The following is a 24,071-nucleotide window of genomic DNA, read 5'->3' as shown; positions in this document are numbered from 1 at the left end:
TACAGTTAACTGTCTAGCGTCAAGATAAACCCTCATTCTGTAATGATATATCCATATAACCTTTTCACGCCCTCGCTGTCCGTTTCGGTATACACGCCTTGCAGTTCCGGTGAAAAACCCGGCAGCAGGTTTATGCCCGCTTCCAGCGCTAAAAAGTAACGCAATGCTGCCCCGCCCCACACTTCGCCGGGCACCACGCACAGCACGCCGGGTGGATAAGGCAATGCGCCTTCTGCAGCAATCAAACCTTCCGCCTGTGCGACAGGCACCAACTCAACATTTCCACGAATAAAGGCCTGATTAGCATCCTGCGCGTTCATTCTGACCTGCGGCAAGCTGGCCTGACGAAACATCGCTTTCTGTAAATCTTTTACACCATAGCTCACATACAAATCGTGCATTTCCTGGCATAAGCGACGCAGACGATAGCCGCGATAGCGGTCAGCATGTTTGCTGTACAGCACCGGCAGAACCTCGCTCATCAGCGAATCTTCGCGGATGTGCTGTTCAAAACGCACCAGCATTGCCACCAGCTGAGCCATTTTTTCTGCGCTTTCCGCAGGCGTCAGCAGAAAAAGGATGGAATTCAGATCCGATTTCTCCGGCACGATGCCGTTTTCACGCAGGTAGTTAGCCAGAATCGTAGCCGGAATGCCAAAGCTGCTGTATTCACCGTTGGCGGCATCGATACCGGGCGTGGTCAGCAACAGCTTACAGGGATCGATCAGATACTGGCCCGGCGCATAGCCGGCAAATCCATGCCATTTTTCGTCCGGCGCGAAGCTGAAATAACGGACATCAAGAGCAATTTGCTCACTTGGCGCTGCCTGCCACGGTTGGCCATCCACGCTTTCCGGGATAAAAGGACGGATCAGGCTGCAATGGGACAGAATCGCTTTGCGCGCTTCAATCCCCAGCGTAATGCACTCATGCCACAGCCGCCGTCCTGCTGCGCCCTGATGCATTTTGGCGTTCACATCCAGCGCGGCGAATAAGGGATAAAAAGGGCTGGTTGAGGCGTGCAGCATAAACGCATTATTCAGCCGCTTATGGCTGCAAAAGCGCCGCTGTCCGCGAATATGGTTATCCTTTTTATGGATCTGCGACGTTTGTGAAAACCCCGCCTGCTGCTTATGAACCGACTGGGTAACAAATATTCCCGGATCGTTTTCATTAAGCTCAAGCAGCAGCGGCGAACAGGCTTCCATCACCGGAATAAACTGCTCATAGCCCACCCAGGCAGAATCAAACAGAATGTAATCACAGAGGTGGCCAATGCGATCGATCACCTGACGGGCGTTGTACACCGTACCGTCATAGGTGCCCAACTGAATGATCGCCAGGCGAAACGGCCTTGCCTCTTCGGCGCGCTGCGGTGCAACGCGGCGCAGTTGTTCACGCAAATATGCCTCATCAAAACAGCGCGCGTCGATACCGCCAATAAAACCAAAAGGATTACGCGCCGCTTCCAGATAAACCGGCGTCGCGCCCGCCTGAATCAACGCGCCATGATGATTAGACTTATGGTTATTACGATCGAACAGCACCAGATCGCCACGCGTCAGCAGCGCATTGGTAACCACTTTGTTGGCGCTGGAGGTGCCGTTCAGCACAAAGTAGGTCTTATCCGCGTTAAAAACTTTGGCGGCAAATTTTTGGGCATCTTTCGCCGACCCTTCGTGAATCAACAGATCGCCTAGTCTGACATCCGCATTGCACATATCCGAGCGAAACAGATTTTCGCCATAAAACTCATAAAACTGACGCCCCGCCGGATGCTTGCGGAAAAAGGCACCGCCCTGATGGCCCGGACAGGCGAAAGTACTATTATTCATGGCGACATATTTGGTCAGGGTATCGAAGAACGGCGGCAGCAGCGTCGCTTCATAGTTATCCGCCGCCTGCATCAGCTGTGTTAGTGACTCAGCGCTGCCGTCCAGCACGCCTGTTACCTGCGGCAGATCCACCGTTTCGCTGGGCTGCATCACCGCCACAAATACCGGAAACGTAAAGCCAGTATGGCGTAATAACCCCAACATGCCGCTACGCGCGTCCGCAACAGAAACCACGACCGCCGCTACATCGGTAAAGTCTGTCTTATCGAGCGCAACGATCTCTCGTCCAACAGGAAGTGATGGCACCAGCGCGGCGCTGGCAGCTATTTTCAATGGTGTCATAACACAAATCCTCAGGCGTCAAGGATGAGCGGGTGCGCAAGGCACAGCAATGGGAATCAGTTTCCCGGCGAAAGATGTCGAGAGGATGCGAAGCCAAAAGGGTTCCAGCTGCAACCGATAGACATCAGTAAAATCAGAGCACGTCTGTTTTTACTCATGTCCAACAGGGAGCGTAGATTAACCTCACCGCATGGTGAATAGAGAGTTTGCCGAAGGGAAAAAGGAAGCGTGTCCACGCCGCGATCGATAACCACGGGCGCAGCGGCGCTGGGCTTGCAACGATCCGAACATAGCGCTCACTCCCGCAATAACGATGCACGATAAAAAAGTGGCGTCATGATGTCATTTTTTATTGCGGGAAACAACCCTGAAATCTGCATAGACAATCACATCATAAAAAGTTAATAAGTTGAATTTAAAATACTAATTTATAAGATAGTGTTTTTTATCACAATAATAGTGATTTTTTATTCATAAAAAGCGTATCTAACTTTAACAGAATATGCTGCCCCTTCCCCCGCTGCACCGCTATGCATTGACGCTCCACCTCCCACTCCGCATGATGATTTCACTGAAGTCTGACGCTCACTGAATGGATGAGGTAATTATGACAAGCTTGTACCAGCCGGTAAAAATCGGCGCGCTGGAATTAAAAAATCGTATCGTGATGGCACCGCTGACGCGGATGCGTGCGGTTGAAGCACGTACGCCAAATGAAATCATGCTAAAACACTACGTGCAGCGCGCCAGCGCAGGACTAATCGTGACTGAAGCCACGTCAATTTCACCGCAGGGCGTGGGCTATCCTCATACGCCGGGCATCTGGAGCGAGGAGCAGGTTGCTGGCTGGCGTCAAATCACCGATGCGGTGCATCAGGCTGGCGGCAAGATTATCATCCAGCTATGGCATGTAGGCCGGGTTTCCGATCCGATTCACCTTAACGGCGAGTTGCCGGTAGCGCCTTCGGCCATTGCGCCTGAGGGTCACGTGACGCTGGTTCGTCCACAGCGCCCTTACGTTACGCCGCGCGCGCTGGAAACCAGCGAGATCGCCGCTATTGTGGAAGATTTTCGCCGGGCTGCAGAAAACGCCAAACGGGCGGGCTTTGACGGTATCGATATTCACGCTGCCAACGGCTACCTGATCGATCAGTTTCTGCATGATGGCTCCAACCAGCGTACTGACCAGTATGGCGGCCCGATTGAAAACCGTACCCGTTTCCTGCTGGAAGTGGTCGATGCGGTTCTGCAGGTCTGGCCCGCCGATCGCGTTGGCGTGCATTTAAACCTGATGTCTAATGCCTATTCCATGTCAGACTCCAGTCCGCGCGCGCTGTTTGGCTATGTCGCAGAACAGCTTGATGCCCGCAAGCTGGCCTTTATTTTTGCCCGTGAAGCGTTAACGCAGGCGGAGCCTATTGGACCGCTGGTGCGCGAGAAGTTTAGCGGCGCATTTATTGCGAACGAGGGAATTACGCGTGAAGAAGCGGAAAAGCTGATTGCAGAAGGGGGCGCTGATGCCGTGAGCTTTGGCAAACTGTTTATCGCGAATCCGGATTTGGTGGCGCGCTTTGCGCATCAGGCGCCGTTAAACGCGCTGGATAGTGACAACCTCTATCGGATGGAGCCGCCATACGAGCGCGGCTACACCGATTATCCTTTCCTCGCGGATTAATCTTCTCCCGGAGTGCCAGCGGCGCTCCGGGAACCGCTCATTACCGTGCCGCGCTAACCCGCCAGACGGTATCCCCGGCATCATCCGCAATCAGCACGCCGCCCTGCTTATCCATTGCCAGGCCCACCGGCAGGCCGCGAACTTCCTTATGATCGTCCGTCAGGAAACCGGTGACCACCGGCTCCGGCTTACCAACCGGACGGCCATTCTGGAAAGCGACAAACGATACGCGATAGCCGTTCAGCGGTGTCCGATCCCAGCTGCCGTGCTCGCTGATAAAGGCACCGCCATGATATTTTTCCGGCAGCGTGGTGCCGGTATAAAATATCAGGCCCAGCGGCGCCACATGCGAGCTTAAGGCATAGTCCGGCTTAATCGCTTTTTTCACCAAATCGGGACGCTGCGGCATAATGCGATGATCGATATGTTGACCAAAATAGCTATAGGGCCAACCGTAAAAGCCGCCTTCCTGTACCGAAGTCAGATAGTCGGGCACCAGATCGGCACCGATCTCGTCACGCTCGTTAACGATCGCCCACAGTTTGCCGGTTTGTGGTTCCCACTGTAGCCCGGTGGGGTTACGCAGGCCGCTGGCATAGATACGGCTGCCGCCGGTAGCGGTATCCACTTCCAGCACCGCCGCCCGGCGATACTCCGCGCCGATCCCATTCTCGCCAACATTACTGTTGGAGCCGACGCCCACATACAGCTTGCTGCCATCCGGACTGGCTAACAGCGACTTGGTCCAGTGATGATTAAGCGGCCCACCAGGCAGATCGGTTACCTCAGTGCCGGGGTCGGTAATGCGTGTCGCACCCTCTTCATAGCGATAGCGCATGATATTGTCGGCATTAGCCACATAGAGCGTATCGCCCACCAGCTGTACGCCAAACGGCGAATGCAGCCCCTCAAGAAAAACATGTTTCTCCCAGGTCACGCCGTCGCCGCTGGAATTGCGCAGCAACGTGATGCGGTTGCCACCCTTCCCGCCTTTTCCGGACGATTGCTGCACCACTCCCATCACCAGCTGTTTCGGCATACTTATTGGCTTCGAGCCTGGGCTGTTGGCTTCAACCACCAGCACATCATTATTAGGCAGTACGTAAACCTGGCGTGGGTGCATCAGACCATCTGCCACTTTGGTAATTTGCAGACCGCTGGCGACCTTAGGCGCTTCGCCCTGCTTCCAGGCAACCCCTTTCGGCACCTGCATTGGCGGGATCAGAAAATCCTGCGCCTTCGGCAATACCGGATCGGGGCCCATTTGCTGGCTGGGATCGATGGTAGCCTGTTCATCACAGCCGCTTAACAGCAGCGCGGAAGAGACGGCGAGCAAGAGTAATTTTTTCATCGTGTCGCTCCTTCTGCACTACGAAGGCGCAGGGCCAGTTGGATATTGGCGAGACAGAGCAGCGCCACCACCAGCGTGGAAAGGATCACGCCTGTCGGCACCACGGCATAAGCATCGCGGCTGTGAATAAAGGCATTAAAAATCGCCAGCACGATCGCCAGAAGATTGGCCCAAAAATGAATTTTTACCGGCGAGGTTTGCGGCCATGAAGCACCTACCCATACCTGCACCAGATTAATCAGCCGGGGAATAATGGCAATAATCAGCCCAAACACAATTAGCCAGCTGGCGCTTTTAGTCCACATTGGGTTGTAACTATTGAAGTAAATAATGTCGAAAATCCAGGCAGCGACGAAAAAGCCCAGCGGAACAGGATTAAGAAATTCATACAGCGCCACTGCAAACGCAGAGTGACGTCTGGTCGCATAGGGGTTCATTGGCAGGCTCCTGAAGTAACAAGAAAAAACGGCAGCAAAACATTTACAGCCGTAACGCAGTACTGCAAAAGCGTAGTAAAAATAACCCGTTTCGGTTAACAAACAGGCAAAAAAATAGTCAATCTTTACCAAAAGGCGCACAAAAGGCGCTTGTGATAAAGATATATCTTAGATATGTTTCTGCTCTTACTTCACTATAAGGCGACGGCGATGAGCGCAGAGATCTTTACCCAGGAATGGCCCCTTCCCACACGCAGAAAAAATCAGCTAAAACTGCGGCAGCTGCGTGTACTGCACAAGACGCAGATGGGCAGTTTCTACCGTATTTGCTTCACCGGCGACGACCTGCAGGGCTTTAATTCCCACAGCTTCGATGACCACATCAAACTCTTTTTCCCTGATGCAGAAAACGGCGAGCTGCTGCTGCCGGAAATCAGCGATCAGGGCGTGGTATGGCCGGAAGGCAAGCGTCCGCAGTCGCGCGACTATACGCCGCTGACCTGGGATGCAGCAGCCAATACGCTGACCATCGATTTCTTTATCCATCCAGGCGGTCTCGCCAGCGGCTGGGCAGAAAAAGCGCAGCCCGGCGATCCGCTGGTGATTGGCGGCCCGCGTGGCTCTTTCTGTATGCCGCTGGACTATGCGTTTCAGCTCTACCTGTGTGATGAATCCAGCCTGCCCGCATTAAACCGTCGCCTGACTGAAATTCAGGCAGCACAGCCAGATGCAGAGATCCACGTCATGATTATGGCGGATGAAACGCAGAGCAGAGCTTACCTGCCCTCGCTGGCGGGCGTGACCTGTCACTTTCTGCCCGCAGGCGATGTTGATGCCGCACGGCATGCGCTACGGCAGTTGACGATCCCGCAGCAGGGATATTTCCTCTGGCTCACCGGCGAAGGCGCCCGGGTAAAAGCGCTGCTTGATGATCTGATCGGGGAACGTCAGATAAATGAAAACTATCTGCGCGGCGTGGCTTACTGGCATCAGAAGTGATCTTTTCCCGGCTGGGAAGGCCGGGATTGTTACCTGTTTAACCCCAGGTTAAAGGAAAAAACGGATGAAAGATAAAAACGGTTCTGCTTTTTTTGCCCATAAAAAACGTAAAGAGCGGCTGCTGGACGCAACGGAAGTACGCCTGCTTATTCTGCGTATTCTGGAGACGCGGCCGGCGCACGGCTATGAGATTATTAAGGCGATAGAAGAGCTGTCACGCGGCGAGTATGCGCCCAGTCCCAGCCTGGTTTATCCCAATCTGACGCTGCTGGAAGAGATGGGCTACGTTACCGCGAAGATGGAAGATAACAACAAGAAAAACCACTGGATTACTGCTGAAGGCAAAGATTTTCTGGAGCAGCACCAGGCCCAGCTGGAGAGCGTGATTGACCGCATGCAGTCGCTGGCGGTACTGGCCAATAACCGCAGCCTGCCGGAAGTACAGCGTGCCATTCATAATATGCGCACCGCCTTAAACACGCGTCTGTCCGAGGAGACTATTTCGCAGCAGTCGCTGTATGCCATTATTGATGTGCTGGATGAGGCCGCAAAAAAGATCGAACGCAGTTAGCCGGAGGGAAACTCACCTCCGGCGAGGCCGGAAGTGAGTGATTTGCGTTACTCGCTGGTGCGATAGCGTTCCAGCCAGTGAGCGTATGGCGCAGGCAGCACCCAGGCTGCTTTATCCTGCTTCAGCGCCAGCGCCGCTTTGTAAGGCCAGTGCGGATCTGCCAGATGAGCGCGGCCCACCATAACCAGATCCAGCTGCTGCTCTTCAACGGTACGGTTGGCAATCGCCGGTGCATCGATGCCCCAGGCGGAAGCGACCGGGATCTGCGCTTCACGACGTACGCGTTCAGCGATCGGTGCCAGGAAAGCCGGGCCCCACGGGATATTGCCATCCGGCGTAGAGAAGCCGATGCTGACGCTCAGCAGATCCAGACCGTTGGCACGCATCTGACGCGTTACCTCGATCGACTCCGCTAACGTCTCTTCATCGCGACCGTCATACTCAATCACGCCGAAACGCGCGGTCAGCGGCAGGTTCTCCGGCCACACGTGACGCACTGCTTCCAGGGTTTCCAGCATAAAGCGGCTGCGGCCAGCAAGGTCGCCGCCATACTGATCCTGACGCTGGTTAGCCTGTACTGAAAAGAAGCTCTGCGCCAGATAGCCGTGCGCAAAGTGCAGCTCCAGCCATTCAAAACCAGCATCGCGAGCGCGACGGGCGGCCGTGGCGAAATCTTCACGTACGCGGGCAATATCCTCCAGCGTCATCGCTTTTGGCACCTGCGGCAGGTTAGCGCCAAAGGCAACAGCGGAAGGCGCGATGGTTTCCCAGCCGCGACCATCATCGGCGGCAATATGGTCATCGCCTTCCCACGGACGGTTAGCGCTTGCCTTACGTCCGGCGTGTGCGATCTGAATGCCTGGTACGGCGCCTGCCGCTTTAATATCACGGGCGATCTGCGCCAGTTTCTCTGCCTGCTCGTCGTTCCAGATGCCCAGACAGCCGGGGGTGATACGGCCTTCCGGCGCTACCGCCGTTGCCTCAACGATCACCAGTCCCGCGCCGCCGCGCGCCAGCCCGCTGTAGTGAACGCGATGCCAGTCGTTGCTCAGGCCGTCGGTGGCGGTGTACTGACACATGGGCGGTACCGCAATGCGGTTACGCAGCGTCACGTCTTTCAAAGAAAACGGTGAAAATAAACCTGACATTTAAACCTCTTGCGTTCAGGAAAAGTAAATCCGGACGAGCCGGTCAGCCCGAAAAGAGAGCCGATCATAGCCCGTCCAGGTTTTTTAAACTTCACCGTATTTGCTACGCATCATATTCTCGATCTCCTCCAGACTCTTGCCGCGCGTCTCCGGCAGCAGGAAGTAAACGAAAATAAAGGAACCGATATTCAGCAGTACAAACAGGAAGAAGGTCTGGTTGCCGATCAGATTCAACATCAGCGGGAAAGCGAAAGCGACGGTGGCATTACAGATCCACTGAAACGAGACGGCGGTGCCAGCCAGCGCGCCACGAATTTTCATCGGGAACAGCTCTGACATCAGCAGCCAGTAAACCGGTGAGATACACATCTGCATAAAAAACAGGAATACCAGAATACAGCCCAGCGCCAGATAACTTTGCATCAGGTTTTGCGGCAGGAAAGTCAGCGTCATGCCCAGCGCCACCTGCGCCAGAATCACGATGCTCAGTCCAGCCATCAGCATGCGGCGGCGACTAAAGCGGCTTACCGCCCAGATACCCACCAGCGTCGCCAGTACCGATACAACGCCATTACCGATGGTGGCGGCGATGGAAGCGTTGGTGCCCATGCCGGTGGTCTTCAGGATAATCGGCGTGTAATACATAAAGGCGTTTACGCCGGTAAACTGCGCTACAAAGCCCAGACCGCAACCGGTCAGCAGCAGACGAATCACCCAGCGCTCCCGAAGCAGCTCTTTTATCGAGGGTCCTTTACGTGCCAGCTTCTCTTGCTTGCGCATCTCCGCCATCTCTTTGCGCACTTCGCGCGGCGTTTCACGAAGCTTTTTCAGCACTTTTAACGCTTCGGTGAAACGGCCTTCCGCTACCAGCCAGTGCGGTGAGGCGGGCACAAAGAAGGTGCCTATGAACAACAGAATGCCCGGCACCATCGCCAGCGCCAGCATATAGCGCCAGATATGCGGATCGTGCAATGTATAGCTCATCACGGTGCTGACGATATAAGCGAGCAGCTGACCACTGACGATCATTAACTCGTTGCGGCTCACCAGCGGCGCGCGTCGCTTAGGCCCGGCGATTTCAGCGATAAACACCGGCACGGTGGCAGAGCCGCCGCCCACAGCAATCCCCAGCACAAAACGCATCGCCACCATGGTCGGCACCGATGGCGCAACGGCAGTACCCAGCGCGCCGGCAATAAACAGCAGCGCCAGGCTGCGCAGCGTCATGCGTCGCCCGAAACGGTCAGACATAAAGCCGCTAAGAAACGATCCCAGCGCCGCGCCGAAAATCAGTGATGACGCTACCAGTCCCTCGGTAAAGGAGTTTAACCCCAGCCCGCCTTCTGACGGTGCGGCTGACATAAAAGGTAAAGAACCGGAAATAATGCCGGTATCGTAACCAAAGGCGAGCGCCCCCATCGTTGCTACCAGCACCACGGTAAATATGCGTTGCCTGATAGTGTCTTTGGTTTCCGTCACCTCTATGGATGAGGGCTGAGATGAATAGTCGGTCATAGTGCTCCCTGTTATTGATTTTGTAATGTTCTGTGCAGATGTTATTGATTGAAATTAAAGGGTTTTGCTCCAGAAAAAGAGGGAAAGGTAAAGATAAGTCTAGACCCGCTTCGCTGAGATCGCCTGTTTATGTGATAAAGATCACAACAAAAAGCGTTACAGCAGAGGAATAAATAACCGTTGGCGGCAACATCAAGGCAGCGAAATCCAAAGCGACCTGCTTACTGGGCGTACTTCGTTGCGTTTACCTTCTTATTGCGCATCAACGTTTCACACACCGATCCGGCCTGCTGGGCTGACCAGCGCCGCTCTTGATTTGCCCCCTTCCGCGCATGCTTAAGCCAGGGTTATTGTTCACCCGTTCTGTATGCCCGTTCTCTGGGGATATTGTGAAAATTTTGTCTTTCAAACGTAACAAAAAATAAACAAAGCTCCCCTATAGTGGCTGCTCTTTCACCCAGGAGGTGCCATGCGAAGCTGGAATGAAGCCAGGAAAAACAAAGCGCATATAGAACTGATCCCGATGATCGACGTGATGATGTTTCTGCTGGTGTTCTTTGTGCTGATTAGCCTGAATGTGATACCGGCCCAGGGACTGAAAACCCAGTTGCCCGGTGCGGCAAGCGCGCAACAGCTGAAGCCGCAGAAAAAAGCGATTGTGACGCTAGGCGATAACGATCGTTTGCAGCTGGATGGGCAACCGATCGCCTTGCAGGAACTGGTAGGTAAGCTAAAACAGCAGCAGCAGAGCGAACCGCTGACCATCATCCTCAACAGCGATAAGGGCGTCGCCGTAGAACGGTTGGTCACAGTGATGGATAACCTGCGCCAGGGCGGCTTTACCTCCGTTTCTATCGCCACACGGAAACTGTGATATGTACTCGCTCTATCGCTCTCGCCATCTGCTGAGCTGGTTCCCTGCCCTTGCGGCGGCAGGCTGGATGCTGTGGATGAACCAGCAGGTCACGCTGAAAGTACAGCCTCGTTATGATGAATCCACCATGGAACTGGTACTGGCAGAGCCGCCTGCGCCGGTGACGCCTGCCGAGCCGGAACCGGGTCCCGCGCCGCAGCCTGACCCTGTGCCGCAGCCTGACCCTGCGCCGCCGCCACAACCGCTGCCGGATCCCGAACCCCAGCCGGTTGCTGAACCGCAGCCAACACCGCCGGTCGCGCCGCCGCAGCCTAAGCCGAAACCCAAACCGACCACGCAGCCAAAGCCTGCTCATAAACCTAAAGCCCCGCCCCGCTCACAGCCGACGGCGGCGGCGACCGCGCCGCTCCGGACCTCCGCCGCGTCGCGCGCCCCTGCGGCCAGCAACAACGTCGCCAGTGCGGGCGCGCTGGAGAGTGGCTATTTACAGGCGCTGCGCCGCGATCTGGAACAGCGTAAGCGTTATCCCACCGGTCGTCAGGCTTCGCTTGAACGTCCGGAAGGCAGCGTTGAAGTCTGGCTGGAGGTGGATCGCAGCGGTCGCGTGCTCGCTTCCGGCATCGCCGGCAAAGCGCGCAGCATGCTACTTAACCGCGCCGCCAGCAGCAGCCTGCAAAGTATCAGCCAGCTTAAGCCTTTCCCTGAAGGCGCTTTCGCCGGACAAAGCCGTAAACGTTTTACCGCCACTTTCAACTACCGGGCCCCCTGATGCCGGAACCTCTCATCGTACGACAGGAAAAGAAAATGACAGCATTTAAACGTTCTGGGATATCTCTTGCGATTATGGCTGCGCTGTTGCCCGGCCTGACGCAGGCGGAAGAGAATAGCGATGTCGGCACCATTGATGTGCAGGGCGTTTCTCTCGGCGGCGGCATGATGGTTCAGGAGGAGACGCCTAAAGCGCGTTCCACCGTGACAAAAGAGGCGATGGATAAAATGCCTTCCGCCGCCAATGCCATCGATAAGCTGAAATATACGCCAGGGCTGAATGTTAACAGTACCGATGCCAGCGGCCTGAGCGGCGTTGACTACACCATGCGCGGGATGAATTCCGATCAGATTGGCCTGTCGATGGACGGCATTCCCATTAACGATTCCGGCAACTATGCGGCCTACCCTAGCCTGTTGGGCGATGCGGAAAACCTGCAGGAGATCTTTGTAACGCAGGGCGCGTCTGAGGCTGATGGTCCGCATATCGGCTCCAGCGGCGGCAATATCGGGCTGGTGACCCGTCGTCCGGCGAAAGAGTTCGGCGGCTTCGTGAAACAGACGCTCGGCAGCAATAATCTCAGTAAAACCTTTGCCCGCCTGGAGACCGGTGAATATAGCGGCTTCAGCAACTGGCTCTCTTATTCCCATACCGAAGCGAAAAAATGGCGCGGCGAAGGTCGTCTCTACTCTGATAAGTTTGAGATGAACTCACTGTTTGAGGCGGAAAACGGCAACACCAGCAATCTGATTGTGAAATATAACCGTCAGGAAAACAGCAACTATAACTCCATCAGCAAGGCGCAATTTGAAAGTGAGGGGCGCAGCTCCGGCGATTTTCCCTCCTCGCCGCAATACAACAGCCGCGGTCAAATAAGCCGCTATTACAAGCTGAACCGTAACCCGTTTGAAAACCTGACCGTCAGCTTTAGCCAGAAACTCCAGCTACGCGATAATCTGAGCTGGACCATTCAACCCTATTATTACTGGGGTAACGGCGGCAGCTTCAGCGGTCAGAACGCGTCAACGCTCTCTCCCACCTCGGACCGGGCCGGACAGTATGATTTAAGCAATCTCAGCAGCAATACTTACTATCGCCCTTCCTGGACACAGACCTGGCGCCCCGGCATTACCACTAAACTCAAGTGGGACATTAACGAACAGCACAGCCTCGACCTCGGCTACTGGTACGAGCGCGCGCGTCAGCGCCAGACCCAGCCGTTTATCAGCATCAACTCAGACGGCAACCCGGCGGATCTGTGGGGCGAGCCAGGCGGCTCAAATCAGGTAACCGATGCCAATGGCAAGACAGTACAGGGCCGCGATCAGTACACCGTTACGCCAGCGCAAAAGATCTGGGTACAGGATAGCTGGTATCTTTCGCCCGACTGGACGCTGGTAGGCGGCCTGGCCTGGCAGCACGTTGAGCGACGCGGCGAGAATAATGGCAGCCTGTATAGCAGCCCGGAAGATCGCCGCGCCAGCTACCATAAGCTTCTGCCCAACTTCAGCGCCAGCTATCGCCTGAACCCGGAGAATCAGCTGTTCTACAGCCTGTCACGCAATATGCGTACGCCACCTAACTATGTGCTGTACAACGTCGGCGACTCGATCAGCACCAAACCAGAGCTGAGCTGGAACCACGAACTGGGATGGCGTTTCCAGCAGGAAGATATGCTGTTGAGCGCCACGCTGTTCTGGCTGCGCTATAGCGATCGTCAGGTTTCCACCACCAACAGCAGCGGCGACTATGAAATGATGAACGTCGGCAAGGTAGAGAACCGGGGGATAGAGCTGGAGTGGAGCGGAAAGCTGCCGCATAACTTCAACTATTACGCCTCTTATACCTTCACCGATTCAGAACAGAAAGAGGATCTCACTACCGAGGGTGTGACCCTGCCGACCTCCGGCAAGACACTGCCTAACGTGCCGAAAAACCTGCTTAACCTGACGCTGGGCTACGACGATGGCCTCTGGTATAGCGGCGTAACCGCTAAATATGTTGGCGCGTTTTACGGCGATCTCACCAATGATGAAAAAGTGGGCGGCCGCACGGTATTTGATCTGGCAGCGGGCGTTCATCTGCCGGTCGATAAAAAAATTGTGAAAAGCGCCGCGCTGCGTTTCGGCGTCGATAACCTGTTTGATAAAGAGTATCTCACCTCGGCACGCACCACCGTGTTTAACGCCAGCGCGCGTAACGGACTGGATGCTAACACGCCTTATTACAACGTTGGCGAGGAGCGTACCTTCAGCGTCTCGCTGGAAGCCACCTTCTGATGAATCAGGAACCAACACAATGAACGCGACCTTACTGCACGACATTATCTTTTATATCATGTACTTTTCACTGGCTATTGCGCTGGTGATCATTATTGAGCGGGCGATTAGCTTCGCCTGGACATGGCGCCAGGCGCGGCAGCTGGAGCAGGCGCTGACGCCGCAGGTAGGGCAGATTACAGCCCTGCCCGCCGAACTGCTGCGCCGTAACAGCCTGCCGCTCTCAATGATTCAGCCAATTATGCTGCATAAAAATCAGCATAACGCGCAGTCGCTGAATGATATGGTGGAAACGCAATATCTGCTGAGTAAGCCACAGCTGAACCGTGGACTGTGGCTGCTGGAAACCATCGTTACCGCCGCACCGCTGCTTGGCCTGCTGGGAACGGTAATGGGGATTATCGATACCTTTAAAGCGCTCTCCGCTTCCGGCGTTTCTGAGCCGAGCCTGGTATCGGCAGGAATGGGCACTGCGCTGTATGCCACCGGCCTGGGCATTGCCATCGCGCTGATTGCGCTGGTAGGCAATAATTATCTGCAAAGCCGTATGGATCGCATTGGCGAACTGTTAAAAGTGCTGCTTATCCGCGCGGCCGGATCGGCACTGCCGCTGCCCGACGCTGCCGATAACTGGGTAAAAAACGGAGCGCAGCGTTATGCCTGACATTTTTTCGTGCAGGTGGCGCTGCCGCCTGCAATTTTTAATCTGGAGCAGTAGCCTGTTGATATTAAGTCCCGGCGCCAGCGCGCGTTTTGAAACCGAAGGTTATGAGCTGGTCTACACCGCGCCGGTAGAGACCCAATTACAGGCGGAAGATCTGCGCCGCAGCGACGATGTCTGGCGCGAGATGTTTGCGAGTGCGCAACGGCAGATCGATATCGCCCAGTTTTACGTTGCCAACCAGCCCGGCTCAAAGCTGGATGAAGTGCTACAGACGCTGCGCGCTGCAGGCGAGCGTGGCGTAAAAATCCGCTTTCTTATGGAAGAGAAAGGTTTGCGTAACAGCACACCGGAGACGCTGGAACAGCTGAAAAGCATTCCCAATCTTGAGCTACGTCTGATGCCGTTTGGCAAACTCAGCGGCGGCATTATTCACGCCAAATATTTTGTCGTAGACGCTCGTCAGGCGTTTGTCGGCAGTCAGAACTTCGACTGGCGGGCGCTGGAACATATTCAGGAGACTGGCCTACGCATCAGCGATGCGCCGGTGGTGGCGCAAATCGCCGCGATATTTAATCAGGACTGGCAGGCCAAGGCGCTGCTGGCAGCCGATCAGCCGGTGCCCCCTGTTGCCAGTCAGGAGAGGCGCACGGATCTGCCTGCCGGCAACTATCTGGTCGCCAGCCCGCATAGCTGGAATCCGCCAGGGGTCATTGATTCGCAGGCGGCGTTACCGCAGCTGCTGGCGTCGGCCACACACTCGGTGCGCGTTCAGGTAATGGACTATGCGCCGCTCTCTTATGGTTCGCAGCACAGCCGCCCTTTTTATCCGGTTATCGATAACGCCTTACGCAGCGCGGCAGCACGCGGCGTGCATATTGAACTGATGGTTGCCGACTGGAATACCGACCGCCCCGATATTCACTGGCTGAAAAGCCTGGCGCTGGTACCCAACGTAGAGATTAAAGTGGTCACCATTCCCCCTGCGCGCAGCGGCTTTATTCCTTATGCCCGGGTGATCCACAGTAAAATAATGATCCTTGACGATCGGCTTGCCTGGATAGGCACCAGCAACTGGCGCGGCGGCTATCTGGATAACTCGCGCAACCTGGAGCTGGTTTTAAATAATGAGAGCATGGCGCAGCGGTTAAACCAGCTTTATCAACAGCTGTGGCATAGCCCTTACGCGGCGGCATTACGTATTGATTATGACTATCCGCCACCGCAGCCGGGCGGCGAGAAAAAAACGCCCTGATGGCTAAGCGCTGCCTGCCTGGCGCGGCACCATCAGCGCAATGGTAATAAATGAAACTACGCAAAACCCGACGTTAACCAGCAGCCCGGCGGTCGCGGCGGTTGCTGCGCCCAGCGGCAACACGGCGGCATAGACCGAGGCGGAGATGGCAATGCCGAAGGCGCCGCCCAGCGAACTGGCCATTTTATAGATACCGGACGCCACGCCGATTTTATCCTCCGGCGCGCTGGAAATAGCGGTATCGGTGGAGGGAGTGGCATAAAAACCTAACCCAAGACCAAACAGCACATAACCTGTAAATACCGCCGCCGCGTAGGTGCTGTCAGGAAGCTGCGTTAGCGCCATCAAGGCCACGCCGATGCCGGTCATCGCGGTGCCCCACAGCATCGGCTTACGCGCCCCCACCTTTTGCAGCAGCTTTTCACCGACACGGATCATTGCCAGTACCGCAACCAGATAGCCCAGGGTTAACATACCGGACTGAAAGGCGCTGAATCCTCGCCCCTGCTGCACATAGATGCTGGCGACAATCAGCGTACCGGCCACCGCGTTAAGTAAAAAGTTTGAGAGCGTCGCCCCGCTCCAGGCTCGTTGCCTGAACAGGGCGAAATCGATAAAGCTGGCGCTTTTTTTACGCCGTGCGCCGGTAAAAAACAGCGCCGCCGCCAGCAAAAATATGATGGCAGGGATCAGGATCAGGCTGCTGGTCCAGCCAAAGGCGTTGCCTTTGGTAATCGCCCAGTTCAGGCAAACAAGCATTACCACAAAGGTAGACAGGCCAAAATAGTCAAAGCGATGGGAAACGGTGGTATTCACCTTGCTTTCCGGCGTGCCGCGGATCAGCAGCATGCCCGCCAGCGCAAAGAGGATCGACAGAATAAACACCCATTTCCAGCCCCAGTAGGTGGCTATCGCGCCGCCTGCCAGCGAGCAAAGACCGGAACCGCCCCAGGAGCCGATCGACCAGTAGCTCAGCGCCCGTTGCCGCGCCGCATCCTGATAGCAGGTTTTTATTAATGCCAGCGTGGCGGGCATAATACAGGCGGCGGACAGCCCCTGAATAATTCGCCCTGCGGCAAACAGCAGGCTATTTTGCGCCATAATCAGACACAGGCAGCCAATAATACTTAATATAAAACCCAGCTGGGTCATTTTTACCCGACCAAAACGATCGGCTAAGCCGCCCGCCACCACAATAAAACAGCCGGAAAAAAGTCCCGTCAGGCTAATAGCTAAATTTAACGATCCCAGAGGAATGGCGACATCCTGCTGAATAGCCGGAACGATATTCACCACCGACTGGGCAAACAGCCAAAACGTCAGTACCCCAGCCATAATTCCGACAATTAACCGACCGCTTCCCTGATACGCTACGGATTTAATCTGTTTTATTTCTGTTGCAGACATTCGGAGTCCCTCTGTTTTATATTTCCCTGTGAGCGTTTACGCGATGCCCAATGCAAAAAGAATAATGCTCAGCCAATATTTAATTTAAAAATTGTTCTGCAAGATGGCTAAAAAACATTGCGCCCGGAACAATCAGCTCATCGTTAAAGTCGTAGCCTGGATGATGCACCATACATCTTTCCGGCTCGTCGCCTGCGCCCAGGAACAGATAGCTGCCGTGCGGATTTTCCGTCAGCATAAAGGCGAAATCTTCGCTGCCCATGACCGGCGCGGTATTGGTGCAGACCCGGCTTTCGCCGACCAGCTCGCGCGCCACGTTGATGGCAAACTCTGTTGCCGCAGGGTCATTAATCAGCACCGGGCTGCCGTTAATATGATCGATATTTACCTTCGCGCCAAAGCTTTGCGCCTGTCCGTGAGCGATATCGCCGATGCGTTTAAGCAACTGCTGCCGCACCTTATTATCCAGTGCGCGTACGCTCAGCTTCAGCATGGCGCTGGCGTTGATAATATTAGGCGCTTCGCCTGAGCAGAGGCTGCCAACGGTAACCACGGCGGGAGAAAATGGCGAGACGTTGCGCGAAACCACCGTTTGCAGCGCCAGCACAATCTGGCAGGCCACCAGCGTGGCATCGACGCTTTTTTCCGGGAAAGCACCGTGGCCCCCCTTACCGCTTACCTCAATATGCAACGTATCTGACGAAGCCATCATGGCACCGGTTTTAAAGTAAAAATGCCCCTTTTTTAAGCCCGGCATATTGTGCAGCGCATAGATCGCATCGCAGGGAAACTGCTGAAACAGCCCATCTTCCAGCATCAGTTTGCCGCCATAGAGCAGCTCTTCGCCCGGCTGAAATATCAGATGCAGCGTGCCGCAAAAGTTCTGTGTTTTCGCCAGATACTCCGCCGCGCACAGCAGCGTTGCCGTATGGCCGTCATGACCGCAGCCGTGGAATTTCCCTTCTGTCCGGCTGCTCCAGGACTTGCCGGTCTGCTCCTGCATTGGCAACGCATCCATATCCGCCCGCAGGCCCAGCGTTTTACCGCCGTGGCCCACTTTCAGCGTGCCCACCACGCCGGTTTTCGCCATGCCTCGATGCACCTGATAACCCCAGGAGCGTAATTTATCAGCAACAATACTGCTGGTGCGCAACTCTTCCAGCCCAATTTCAGGATGCTGATGCAGATCGCGACGCAGCGCGGTAAATAACGCCTGACTGTTTATAATATGCTGAAACTTTCCACTCATAGCCCACCTCATTTAATAGCATGAAAAGAAAAACAATGACGGATTCATTACGGTGATTATTTTCACCCCTCATGCCAGATTAAAACGGGCGCATTTTCACATAAACTAAAAATGGAAATGGCTAATATTATGGATAGTTGCAATGATTATATAACCAGCCAGACTGGATTATTCTCCTCCCGACAGCCTCCGGTTACCGATTATCCACTACAAAAAGAAAACGATAATATCTCTGTCACGACCTGCTTTACCGGATGTTATTTTAATTACTACTTTTATTTAAACCGTTAATAATAACAGCGGCTTCAAACCAAAAAGCAGTTAACCATTGGCTAAAATGTTATGTCATGAATCACAAGTAATTTTAAAGTCAGCCGGTTAATTAGAATTAATGCTAATGCGTTCTAATTATTTAATCAGCTAATTCGTACGCGGGAAATAAGTAACACGCTGTTGATAATGCGCGTTATTAATTAATAGCGGTATTTTATTCACTGCAAAACCACGGCGGCTTTCCGCCGTGGCTGCAGATTAGCGTACCTGATTCAGCCCAAAGGGGTCGAAATCAGTGGCATCGTGGCGCTCTGGCAGCGACTGCTCGCCCCAGGTACGGTTAACGATGCGTCCGCGCTGTACGGCTGGCCGCTCACCAATCTCCTGCGCCCAACGCTGAAGATTTTTATAGGAAGCAGCATCAAGGAATTCTGCCGCCTCGTACAGACCACCCTGAACCAGCACGCCATACCAGGGCCAAATCGCCATATCGGCAATGCTGTACTCTTCCCCGGCAATATAGCGATGCTGAGCCAGCTGACGATCCAGCACATCCAGCTGACGCTTGGCCTCCATCGCAAAACGGTTGATGGCGTACTCGATTTTTTCTGGCGCGTAGTGATAGAAATGACCGAAACCGCCGCCGATATAGGGCGCAGAGCCCTGCAGCCAGAACAGCCAGTTCAGGGTTTCAGCGCGCGCGCCGCGCGCCTGCGGCAGGAAATGGCCAAATTTTTCCGCCAGATAAACCAGAATATTGCCTGATTCAAACACGCGCACCGCAGGCGTTTCTGAGCGATCAAGCAGCGCCGGAATTTTGGAATTGGGATTAACCGCAACAAAGCCGCTGGAGAACTGATCGCCTTCACTGATACGAATCAGATGCGCGTCATACTCCGCGCCGCTTTCACCTAATGCCAGCAGCTCCTCCAGCAGAATCGTTACTTTCTGCCCGTTCGGCGTTCCCATCGAGTAAAGCTGCAACGGATGTTTACCCACCGGCAGAGCCGCCTCATGCGTGGCGCCAGAAATCGGACGGTTTATTTTCGACCAGCTCCCTGCACCCTGCTGATCCCATTGCCAGACCTTCGGCGGCTGATAATTGTTCTCTGACATGATGTGGTGTCCTTGATAGTAGTGATTAAGTGACGTGCTACGCTGCACCGAGTGTAGCAGGCGGTATTAAACAAACTTAACCGTGCTGGCTTTCATCATCGGGCAGCGCGTCAAAATGACAAGCCTGCGTCATTTTGACAGGTTTCGGCGGCATCAAAATGACAGCGCACTTTAGATTACCCATTTAGATTCATCCACTTAACTATGGCATACGGCTTGCAATAAGGGAGATAACAGCAGCGCCACGGCTGCTGCGTTAACCACTAAAGGAGCTAACCGTGCCCTGGTATGATGATTTACAGCGTCAGGTAGAAAAATGCGTCAGCAGCGAGAATATGATGCGCGAACTGCTGGGCGAAATCGGCGTAGAAGAGATGATCGCGCATAATGAAGGCTATGCTTTACCGCGTCGCAGGCAAATTTTTAACGTGCTGCGCCGCTTATTTGGCATTGATGCCGCACGGTAGCGGCAACGATTTTCTGTATGGCAGGTTAAGTGAATGAAGATAATGACGATTGAGGCCAATATTGCCGCCGGTAAAAGCTCGCTTATCGGGCCGCTGGCTGAACGCCTTACCGCGTTGAGTGGCGAAAGCTGGCAGGTCATGGTAGAGCCGGTAGATGGCGATCCGCAGTTTTTGGCGCTGCTGCAGGCCTTTACCAGCAGCCCCGGCGACGCCGATGCCCGAATACGCTTTCAGCTCTATATCACCCGGATGCGCCAGCAGCTATTGAAGGATCTGCCCGACGGCAACTATTTGATCGAGCGTTCGCTTTACAGTGACGTGGTTTTTTGTCACGCCAATTTCCTGCATACCGAACGCCCCGACGCCGCCTATATGGATTATTACTATCAGATCAAAACCTGCCTGAGCGACTATCCGCCGATCGATGTAGTGCTCTATATCGATCGTTGTCCGCAGGCCTGTTTTGAAAGCTGTATGGCGCGTGGTCGGCCAGGCGAGGCCGCCTATACGCTGGACTATTTTCTCGATCTAAAGCGTTTTCACGACGCCTGCCTGCCGCAGCTGGTGCGAGCTTATCCAGCCCGGCTGATCACCTGCCCGGTGGGAAGCGGCTTCGCTGACGTCGATGCGCTGGCCGCGCTGCTGGTGCAACAAACCCACTGAAAGAGGTAACGGAAGACCTGTATATGGACAGGCCTTTGTAAAACCTGTCGGGCGTTCCGCAGGGCAACCGGTAACAGGCCTGCGCGCTAAAAAGGCTACCCTTTTTTCCTGGGCTGATATTTTTCCGGGATCGGCGGCACGGGCCGCCTGTCGTCAATCAGGTGACGAATGGCAAGAATGGGGTGATGCCACAGCATACGCGGCCCCGCCCAGCGCATGATTTGCTTTATCTCTGCGCGCTTTGCGGGCTGATAGCAGTGAATCGGACACTGTTTACAGGCGGGCTTCTCTTCGCCAAAAGCGCAGCGGTCCAGGCGCTTTACCGCATAGTGATACAGCGACCGGTAACGTTCAGTATCGTTATCGGCCTGCGGGCAATCAGCCTGATACAGGGCGATCATTTTCTCAATGGTGCACTTTTCTCGCTGGATGCGTTTTCCTGACATAACGAATAACCAATGATATCGGTAAGGGGTAAACGGCCACGGTGGGTTACAAACAGTGACTTTTTACCCTGAATTCACCTGGCGGGTATTAAGCGCGATCAACAGAAACAGCTAAGCCGATAGATGATTATCTCATCACTGTTATATCAGGCTGGCGCAAAAATGTTGTCTGCGGATGGGGTTTAAGCTTTGGTGGATGGACTCGGAAAGCGTGACTATCTGGCGGCTGGCGGCCCTCAAACAGCGTTTCACGATGGTTTCGCGTCCTGAAAAACAAAAACCCCCGCTTTTCAGCGAGGGTTTGAAAGAAGTGGTGCCCGGACTCGGAATCGAACCAAGGACACGGGGATTTTCAATCCCCTGCTCTACCGACTGAGCTATCCGGGCAACGGGGCGCATTAAACCGTAAAGCCTCGAAGTCGTCAAATGCTTTTCACTAAATTTTGACTGATTGCGCTCTTTTGCAGCAATAGATAATAACAGGCATAAAAAGGCCTCTGGCCCGCCTCCCTTTGCTTAACCTTTACCCTTGCAGGCCGATAATCCGCGGTGAAACCCCATAACACAATAAAGGTTCACCATGTTCAGTACTATTGCATCAGGAATTGCTTCTCGTTTTGCCTTACAGCCGCGAGGAGCGGCCACGCTTGCCTCATTAAATCAGGCAATCGCGATCATTGAGTTCAAGCCCGACGGCACCATTCTCTCCGCCAACGCTCTTTTTCTGCAGCGGATGGGCTATCGTCTCAATGAGATCGCTGGAAAACATCACCGGATATTTTGCCCGGAAGATCTGATTAACTCGCCGCAATATTTCTCTTTCTGGCAGCGATTACAGCGCGGTGAGAGTTTCAGCAATAAATTTTTGCGCCTGGACAAACAGGGGCATCCGGTCTGGCTGGAGGCTAACTATGTCCCGGTGCGCGATCGTCGCGGCAAAGTAGTGAAAATCATCAAGCTGGCTTCAGATATCACCGCTGATGTTCTGGAGGCCCAGGAGCAACGTGCAATGACCGCAGCCATCGATCGTTCAATGGCGGTGATTACGTTTAACCTTGAAGGAGAAGTGCTGAAGGTTAACGCAAACTTCCTGCAAACAACCGGTTACCGTGAACAGGAGGTGGTTGGGCAACACCACCGAATGTTCTGTACCTCTGAGCTACGTAACAGCGCGGAATACAAAAAATTCTGGCAGAAGCTCAACCAGGGCGATTTTATTTCCGGCCTGTTTCATCGTATTGATAAACAGGGCCGTCCGCTGTGGCTGCGCGCCACCTATAACCCGGTTTTTGATGAAGAGGGCCGGCTGTATAAGATCGTTAAGTTCGCTTCTAACGTCACCGCGCAGGTGGAGAAAAGTCAGCTGGAGCGCGACGCGGCGCATCAAGCCTATGAAACCGCGCGACGTACTGATGAAAGCACGCGCCTCGGCGCAACCGTGGTGGAAAGCAGCGTGCAGAATATCAACGGGCTGGCGAGCGAGCTTCACGGCATTTCCGGCGATATTTCCAGCCTGAGCGCCCAGTCAGATCGTATCGGCCTGATTGTGGAAACCATCCGCAATATTGCCAGCCAAACCAACCTTCTGGCACTGAATGCCGCGATTGAAGCCGCCCGCGCCGGTGCGCACGGACGCAGCTTCGCCGTGGTAGCCAATGAAGTGCGCGCGCTGGCGGCAAATATTAACCAGGCCACCAACGAGATTGAAACAATGGTACGGGATAATAATCAGCTGGCGAATAAAGCGCTAACCGGCATCGAAGCCAATCTTCAGCGCGCCGATCGCGGCGTGGAGCTGGCGCAGGAAGCGGGAGAGGTGATTGCTGAAATCCGTCACAGCGCAGCGGAGGTCGTCAGTGCCATCAGCCATGTCGCCGAGGCGCTAAAAGAAGCCTAATTACCCGAACTGCCGTTGATCTGATTCAGGCGGCGGGACAGGTGCCCGCCGCCGTTTTCCAGCATCCGCGTCCTTACCACTACAGCATCGTTATACGGCGTGAAAGCAGCATCAGCGCAACGGCAGGCATGGCAAATGCGGCTGAAAATGCGAATAAGCCGCATTCAGATAGTGAATTAATTATCTTTAAAATCAGTAAATTAAAAACAAAAAAGCATACTCCTTTCAGCAGCTTTGCTGCATAATTCAGCACAACACTTTTCATCTGCCCCCTATTCTGAGGAATCACTATGCTGACCAATGACATGACCGCGCGTTTAAACGAGCAGCTCAACCTGGAGTTCTATTCCGCAAACCTGTATCTGCAAATGAGCGCCTGGTGCAGCGACAAAGGTTTTGAAGGCGCGGCGGCCTTTCTGAAATCTCATTCGCGTGAAGAGATGGAGCATATGCAGCGCCTGTTTGATTACCTCAGCGATACCGGCGCGATGCCGGTGTTAGGCAGCATTGCTGCACCGCCGGTGGCTTTTAACTCTTTAGCAGACGTGTTTGAGCAAACTTATGAGCATGAACAGCTGATTACCCGTAAAATCAATGAACTGGCGCATGCGGCGATGACTACTCAGGATTACTCAACTTTCCATTTCCTGCAGTGGTACGTTGCGGAACAGCATGAAGAAGAGAAACTGTTTAAATCGGTGCTGGATAAGCTGGCGCTGGTGGGCAACAGCGGTAAAGGCCTGTTCTTTGTGGATAAAGATCTGGCGAAAATGGATGATGAAAGCCACGGTCCAACCGCTTGATGTATGACTGCTCCGACGCGAATCGCCGCGTCGGGGCGG

General features: G+C 54.4%; 22 protein-coding genes and 1 tRNA gene. 12 read left to right on the top strand and 11 right to left on the bottom strand.

The annotated features are described in order from the left end of the window. Positions 1-32 precede the first annotated feature (32 nt). On the bottom strand, positions 33-2,177 hold the full coding sequence (locus ACQE32_RS14820; RefSeq protein WP_427022021.1) for an ornithine decarboxylase: 2,145 nt from the start codon (positions 2,175-2,177) through the stop codon (positions 33-35). Between the two features lie 607 nt (positions 2,178-2,784). Between ACQE32_RS14820 and ACQE32_RS14815 the strand changes: the two genes are divergently transcribed. Next, positions 2,785-3,852, top strand: coding sequence for an alkene reductase (locus ACQE32_RS14815; protein WP_426981978.1), 1,068 nt, complete (start codon positions 2,785-2,787; stop codon positions 3,850-3,852). A gap of 40 nt (positions 3,853-3,892) precedes the next feature. Here ACQE32_RS14815 and ACQE32_RS14810 read toward each other — a convergent pair whose 3' ends face one another. Next, positions 3,893-5,203: a PQQ-dependent sugar dehydrogenase gene (locus ACQE32_RS14810; protein ID WP_426973556.1), complete on the bottom strand. Its 1,311-nt coding sequence runs from the start codon at positions 5,201-5,203 to the stop codon at positions 3,893-3,895. Further along, positions 5,200-5,640: a DUF2231 domain-containing protein gene (locus ACQE32_RS14805; RefSeq protein WP_426973555.1), complete on the bottom strand. Its 441-nt coding sequence runs from the start codon at positions 5,638-5,640 to the stop codon at positions 5,200-5,202. Before ACQE32_RS14805 ends, ACQE32_RS14810 begins: the two co-directional genes overlap by 4 nt. A 210-nt stretch (positions 5,641-5,850) precedes the next feature. On the opposite strand from ACQE32_RS14805, the gene ACQE32_RS14800 reads away from it, so the two are divergent. Together ACQE32_RS14800 and ACQE32_RS14795 are read left to right on the top strand one after the other, a co-directional pair. After that, complete coding sequence (locus ACQE32_RS14800; protein WP_426973554.1) at positions 5,851-6,639, top strand: siderophore-interacting protein; 789 nt, start codon at positions 5,851-5,853, stop codon at positions 6,637-6,639. Between the two features lie 64 nt (positions 6,640-6,703). Then, positions 6,704-7,210: a PadR family transcriptional regulator gene (locus tag ACQE32_RS14795; RefSeq protein WP_426973553.1), complete on the top strand. Its 507-nt coding sequence runs from the start codon at positions 6,704-6,706 to the stop codon at positions 7,208-7,210. A 47-nt stretch (positions 7,211-7,257) separates the two neighbouring features. Here ACQE32_RS14795 and ACQE32_RS14790 read toward each other — a convergent pair whose 3' ends face one another. Further along, a complete protein-coding gene (locus ACQE32_RS14790) occupies positions 7,258-8,358 on the bottom strand; it encodes an NADH:flavin oxidoreductase/NADH oxidase (protein ID WP_426973552.1) in 1,101 nt (366 codons plus the stop codon). A gap of 84 nt (positions 8,359-8,442) precedes the next feature. Beyond that, the gene (locus ACQE32_RS14785; RefSeq protein ID WP_426973746.1) at positions 8,443-9,888 is read right to left on the bottom strand and encodes a sugar porter family MFS transporter; all 1,446 of its coding nucleotides are present in this window, start codon (positions 9,886-9,888) and stop codon (positions 8,443-8,445) included. Between the two features lie 454 nt (positions 9,889-10,342). Here ACQE32_RS14785 and ACQE32_RS14780 point away from each other — a divergent pair, with 454 nt between their 5' ends. Genes ACQE32_RS14780 through ACQE32_RS14760 form a run of 5 tightly spaced genes read left to right on the top strand, consistent with a single transcriptional unit; the run spans position 10,343 to position 15,711 of the window. Beyond that, entirely contained in the window at positions 10,343-10,747 is a 405-nt protein-coding gene (locus ACQE32_RS14780; RefSeq protein ID WP_426973551.1) for an ExbD/TolR family protein, read from the top strand. 1 nt (position 10,748) lies between these two features. After that, entirely contained in the window at positions 10,749-11,516 is a 768-nt protein-coding gene (locus tag ACQE32_RS14775; protein WP_427022020.1) for an energy transducer TonB, read from the top strand. Between the two features lie 35 nt (positions 11,517-11,551). Beyond that, entirely contained in the window at positions 11,552-13,795 is a 2,244-nt protein-coding gene (locus tag ACQE32_RS14770; protein WP_427022019.1) for a TonB-dependent receptor family protein, read from the top strand. Positions 13,796-13,814: 19 nt separating this feature from the next. Continuing rightward, positions 13,815-14,459 carry a MotA/TolQ/ExbB proton channel family protein gene (locus ACQE32_RS14765; RefSeq protein ID WP_426973548.1) on the top strand — a complete coding sequence of 215 codons (645 nt, stop codon included), beginning with the start codon at positions 13,815-13,817 and terminating at the stop codon, positions 14,457-14,459. After that, the gene (locus ACQE32_RS14760) at positions 14,452-15,711 is read left to right on the top strand and encodes a phospholipase D-like domain-containing protein (RefSeq protein ID WP_427022018.1); all 1,260 of its coding nucleotides are present in this window, start codon (positions 14,452-14,454) and stop codon (positions 15,709-15,711) included. The genes ACQE32_RS14765 and ACQE32_RS14760 overlap by 8 nt, the downstream gene beginning before the upstream one ends. A gap of 3 nt (positions 15,712-15,714) precedes the next feature. On the opposite strand, the gene ACQE32_RS14755 is transcribed toward ACQE32_RS14760, so the two are convergent. The 3 genes from ACQE32_RS14755 to yghU form a co-directional block, all read right to left on the bottom strand. Continuing rightward, the gene (locus ACQE32_RS14755) at positions 15,715-17,118 is read right to left on the bottom strand and encodes an MFS transporter (protein ID WP_427022017.1); all 1,404 of its coding nucleotides are present in this window, start codon (positions 17,116-17,118) and stop codon (positions 15,715-15,717) included. 79 nt (positions 17,119-17,197) lie between these two features. After that, entirely contained in the window at positions 17,198-18,367 is a 1,170-nt protein-coding gene (locus ACQE32_RS14750) for a M20 aminoacylase family protein (RefSeq protein ID WP_426973543.1), read from the bottom strand. 531 nt (positions 18,368-18,898) lie between these two features. Beyond that, positions 18,899-19,756 (bottom strand): glutathione-dependent disulfide-bond oxidoreductase, encoded by an 858-nt coding sequence (gene yghU, locus ACQE32_RS14745; RefSeq protein ID WP_426973541.1) that lies wholly within the window; start codon positions 19,754-19,756, stop codon positions 18,899-18,901. A 278-nt stretch (positions 19,757-20,034) separates the two neighbouring features. On the opposite strand from yghU, the gene ACQE32_RS14740 reads away from it, so the two are divergent. Together ACQE32_RS14740 and ACQE32_RS14735 are read left to right on the top strand one after the other, a co-directional pair. Beyond that, positions 20,035-20,223: a hypothetical protein gene (locus tag ACQE32_RS14740; protein ID WP_250650862.1), complete on the top strand. Its 189-nt coding sequence runs from the start codon at positions 20,035-20,037 to the stop codon at positions 20,221-20,223. 33 nt (positions 20,224-20,256) lie between these two features. Next, on the top strand, positions 20,257-20,886 hold the full coding sequence (locus tag ACQE32_RS14735; RefSeq protein ID WP_426973537.1) for a deoxynucleoside kinase: 630 nt from the start codon (positions 20,257-20,259) through the stop codon (positions 20,884-20,886). Between the two features lie 95 nt (positions 20,887-20,981). On the opposite strand, the gene ACQE32_RS14730 is transcribed toward ACQE32_RS14735, so the two are convergent. Together ACQE32_RS14730 and ACQE32_RS14725 are read right to left on the bottom strand one after the other, a co-directional pair. Further along, on the bottom strand, positions 20,982-21,332 hold the full coding sequence (locus ACQE32_RS14730) for a nitrous oxide-stimulated promoter family protein (protein WP_427022016.1): 351 nt from the start codon (positions 21,330-21,332) through the stop codon (positions 20,982-20,984). Positions 21,333-21,643: 311 nt separating this feature from the next. After that, positions 21,644-21,719 (bottom strand) — tRNA-Phe (locus ACQE32_RS14725). Positions 21,720-21,912: 193 nt separating this feature from the next. On the opposite strand from ACQE32_RS14725, the gene ACQE32_RS14720 reads away from it, so the two are divergent. Further along, positions 21,913-23,229, top strand: a complete 1,317-nt coding sequence (locus ACQE32_RS14720; RefSeq protein WP_426981971.1) for a methyl-accepting chemotaxis protein — start codon at positions 21,913-21,915, stop codon at positions 23,227-23,229. A gap of 79 nt (positions 23,230-23,308) precedes the next feature. On the opposite strand, the gene ACQE32_RS14715 is transcribed toward ACQE32_RS14720, so the two are convergent. After that, on the bottom strand, positions 23,309-23,494 hold the full coding sequence (locus ACQE32_RS14715) for a hypothetical protein (protein WP_426973533.1): 186 nt from the start codon (positions 23,492-23,494) through the stop codon (positions 23,309-23,311). Between the two features lie 25 nt (positions 23,495-23,519). Between ACQE32_RS14715 and ftnA the strand changes: the two genes are divergently transcribed. After that, positions 23,520-24,032 (top strand): non-heme ferritin, encoded by a 513-nt coding sequence (gene ftnA / locus ACQE32_RS14710; RefSeq protein WP_427022015.1) that lies wholly within the window; start codon positions 23,520-23,522, stop codon positions 24,030-24,032. Positions 24,033-24,071 lie beyond the last annotated feature (39 nt).

Source organism: Pantoea sp. FN0302 (assembly GCF_050113775.1).
Taxonomy (GTDB): Bacteria; Pseudomonadota; Gammaproteobacteria; order Enterobacterales; family Enterobacteriaceae; genus Mixta; species Mixta alhagi.
The sequence above is the reverse complement of the archived record's forward strand: the minus strand, read 5'-3'. Positions and strand labels throughout refer to the sequence as shown.

Bases quoted from the DNA above. Each gene is read 5' to 3' on its own strand.
- ACQE32_RS14810 (WP_426973556.1), bottom strand. From the start codon at position 5,203: ATGAAAAAATTACTCTTGCTCGCCGTCTCTTCCGCGCTGCTGTTAAGC.
- ACQE32_RS14775 (WP_427022020.1), top strand. From the start codon at position 10,749: ATGTACTCGCTCTATCGCTCTCGCCATCTGCTGAGCTGGTTCCCTGCC.
- ACQE32_RS14780 (WP_426973551.1), top strand. From the start codon at position 10,343: ATGCGAAGCTGGAATGAAGCCAGGAAAAACAAAGCGCATATAGAACTG.
- ACQE32_RS14730 (WP_427022016.1), bottom strand. From the start codon at position 21,332: ATGTCAGGAAAACGCATCCAGCGAGAAAAGTGCACCATTGAGAAAATG.
- ACQE32_RS14815 (WP_426981978.1), top strand. From the start codon at position 2,785: ATGACAAGCTTGTACCAGCCGGTAAAAATCGGCGCGCTGGAATTAAAA.
- ACQE32_RS14765 (WP_426973548.1), top strand. From the start codon at position 13,815: ATGAACGCGACCTTACTGCACGACATTATCTTTTATATCATGTACTTT.
- ACQE32_RS14790 (WP_426973552.1), bottom strand. From the start codon at position 8,358: ATGTCAGGTTTATTTTCACCGTTTTCTTTGAAAGACGTGACGCTGCGT.
- ACQE32_RS14800 (WP_426973554.1), top strand. From the start codon at position 5,851: ATGAGCGCAGAGATCTTTACCCAGGAATGGCCCCTTCCCACACGCAGA.
- ACQE32_RS14735 (WP_426973537.1), top strand. From the start codon at position 20,257: ATGAAGATAATGACGATTGAGGCCAATATTGCCGCCGGTAAAAGCTCG.
- ACQE32_RS14770 (WP_427022019.1), top strand. From the start codon at position 11,552: ATGACAGCATTTAAACGTTCTGGGATATCTCTTGCGATTATGGCTGCG.
- ACQE32_RS14760 (WP_427022018.1), top strand. From the start codon at position 14,452: ATGCCTGACATTTTTTCGTGCAGGTGGCGCTGCCGCCTGCAATTTTTA.
- ACQE32_RS14750 (WP_426973543.1), bottom strand. From the start codon at position 18,367: ATGAGTGGAAAGTTTCAGCATATTATAAACAGTCAGGCGTTATTTACC.
- ACQE32_RS14820 (WP_427022021.1), bottom strand. From the start codon at position 2,177: ATGACACCATTGAAAATAGCTGCCAGCGCCGCGCTGGTGCCATCACTT.
- ftnA (WP_427022015.1), top strand. From the start codon at position 23,520: ATGCTGACCAATGACATGACCGCGCGTTTAAACGAGCAGCTCAACCTG.
- ACQE32_RS14795 (WP_426973553.1), top strand. From the start codon at position 6,704: ATGAAAGATAAAAACGGTTCTGCTTTTTTTGCCCATAAAAAACGTAAA.
- ACQE32_RS14715 (WP_426973533.1), bottom strand. From the start codon at position 23,494: ATGAAAAGTGTTGTGCTGAATTATGCAGCAAAGCTGCTGAAAGGAGTA.
- ACQE32_RS14805 (WP_426973555.1), bottom strand. From the start codon at position 5,640: ATGAACCCCTATGCGACCAGACGTCACTCTGCGTTTGCAGTGGCGCTG.
- yghU (WP_426973541.1), bottom strand. From the start codon at position 19,756: ATGTCAGAGAACAATTATCAGCCGCCGAAGGTCTGGCAATGGGATCAG.
- ACQE32_RS14755 (WP_427022017.1), bottom strand. From the start codon at position 17,118: ATGTCTGCAACAGAAATAAAACAGATTAAATCCGTAGCGTATCAGGGA.
- ACQE32_RS14720 (WP_426981971.1), top strand. From the start codon at position 21,913: ATGTTCAGTACTATTGCATCAGGAATTGCTTCTCGTTTTGCCTTACAG.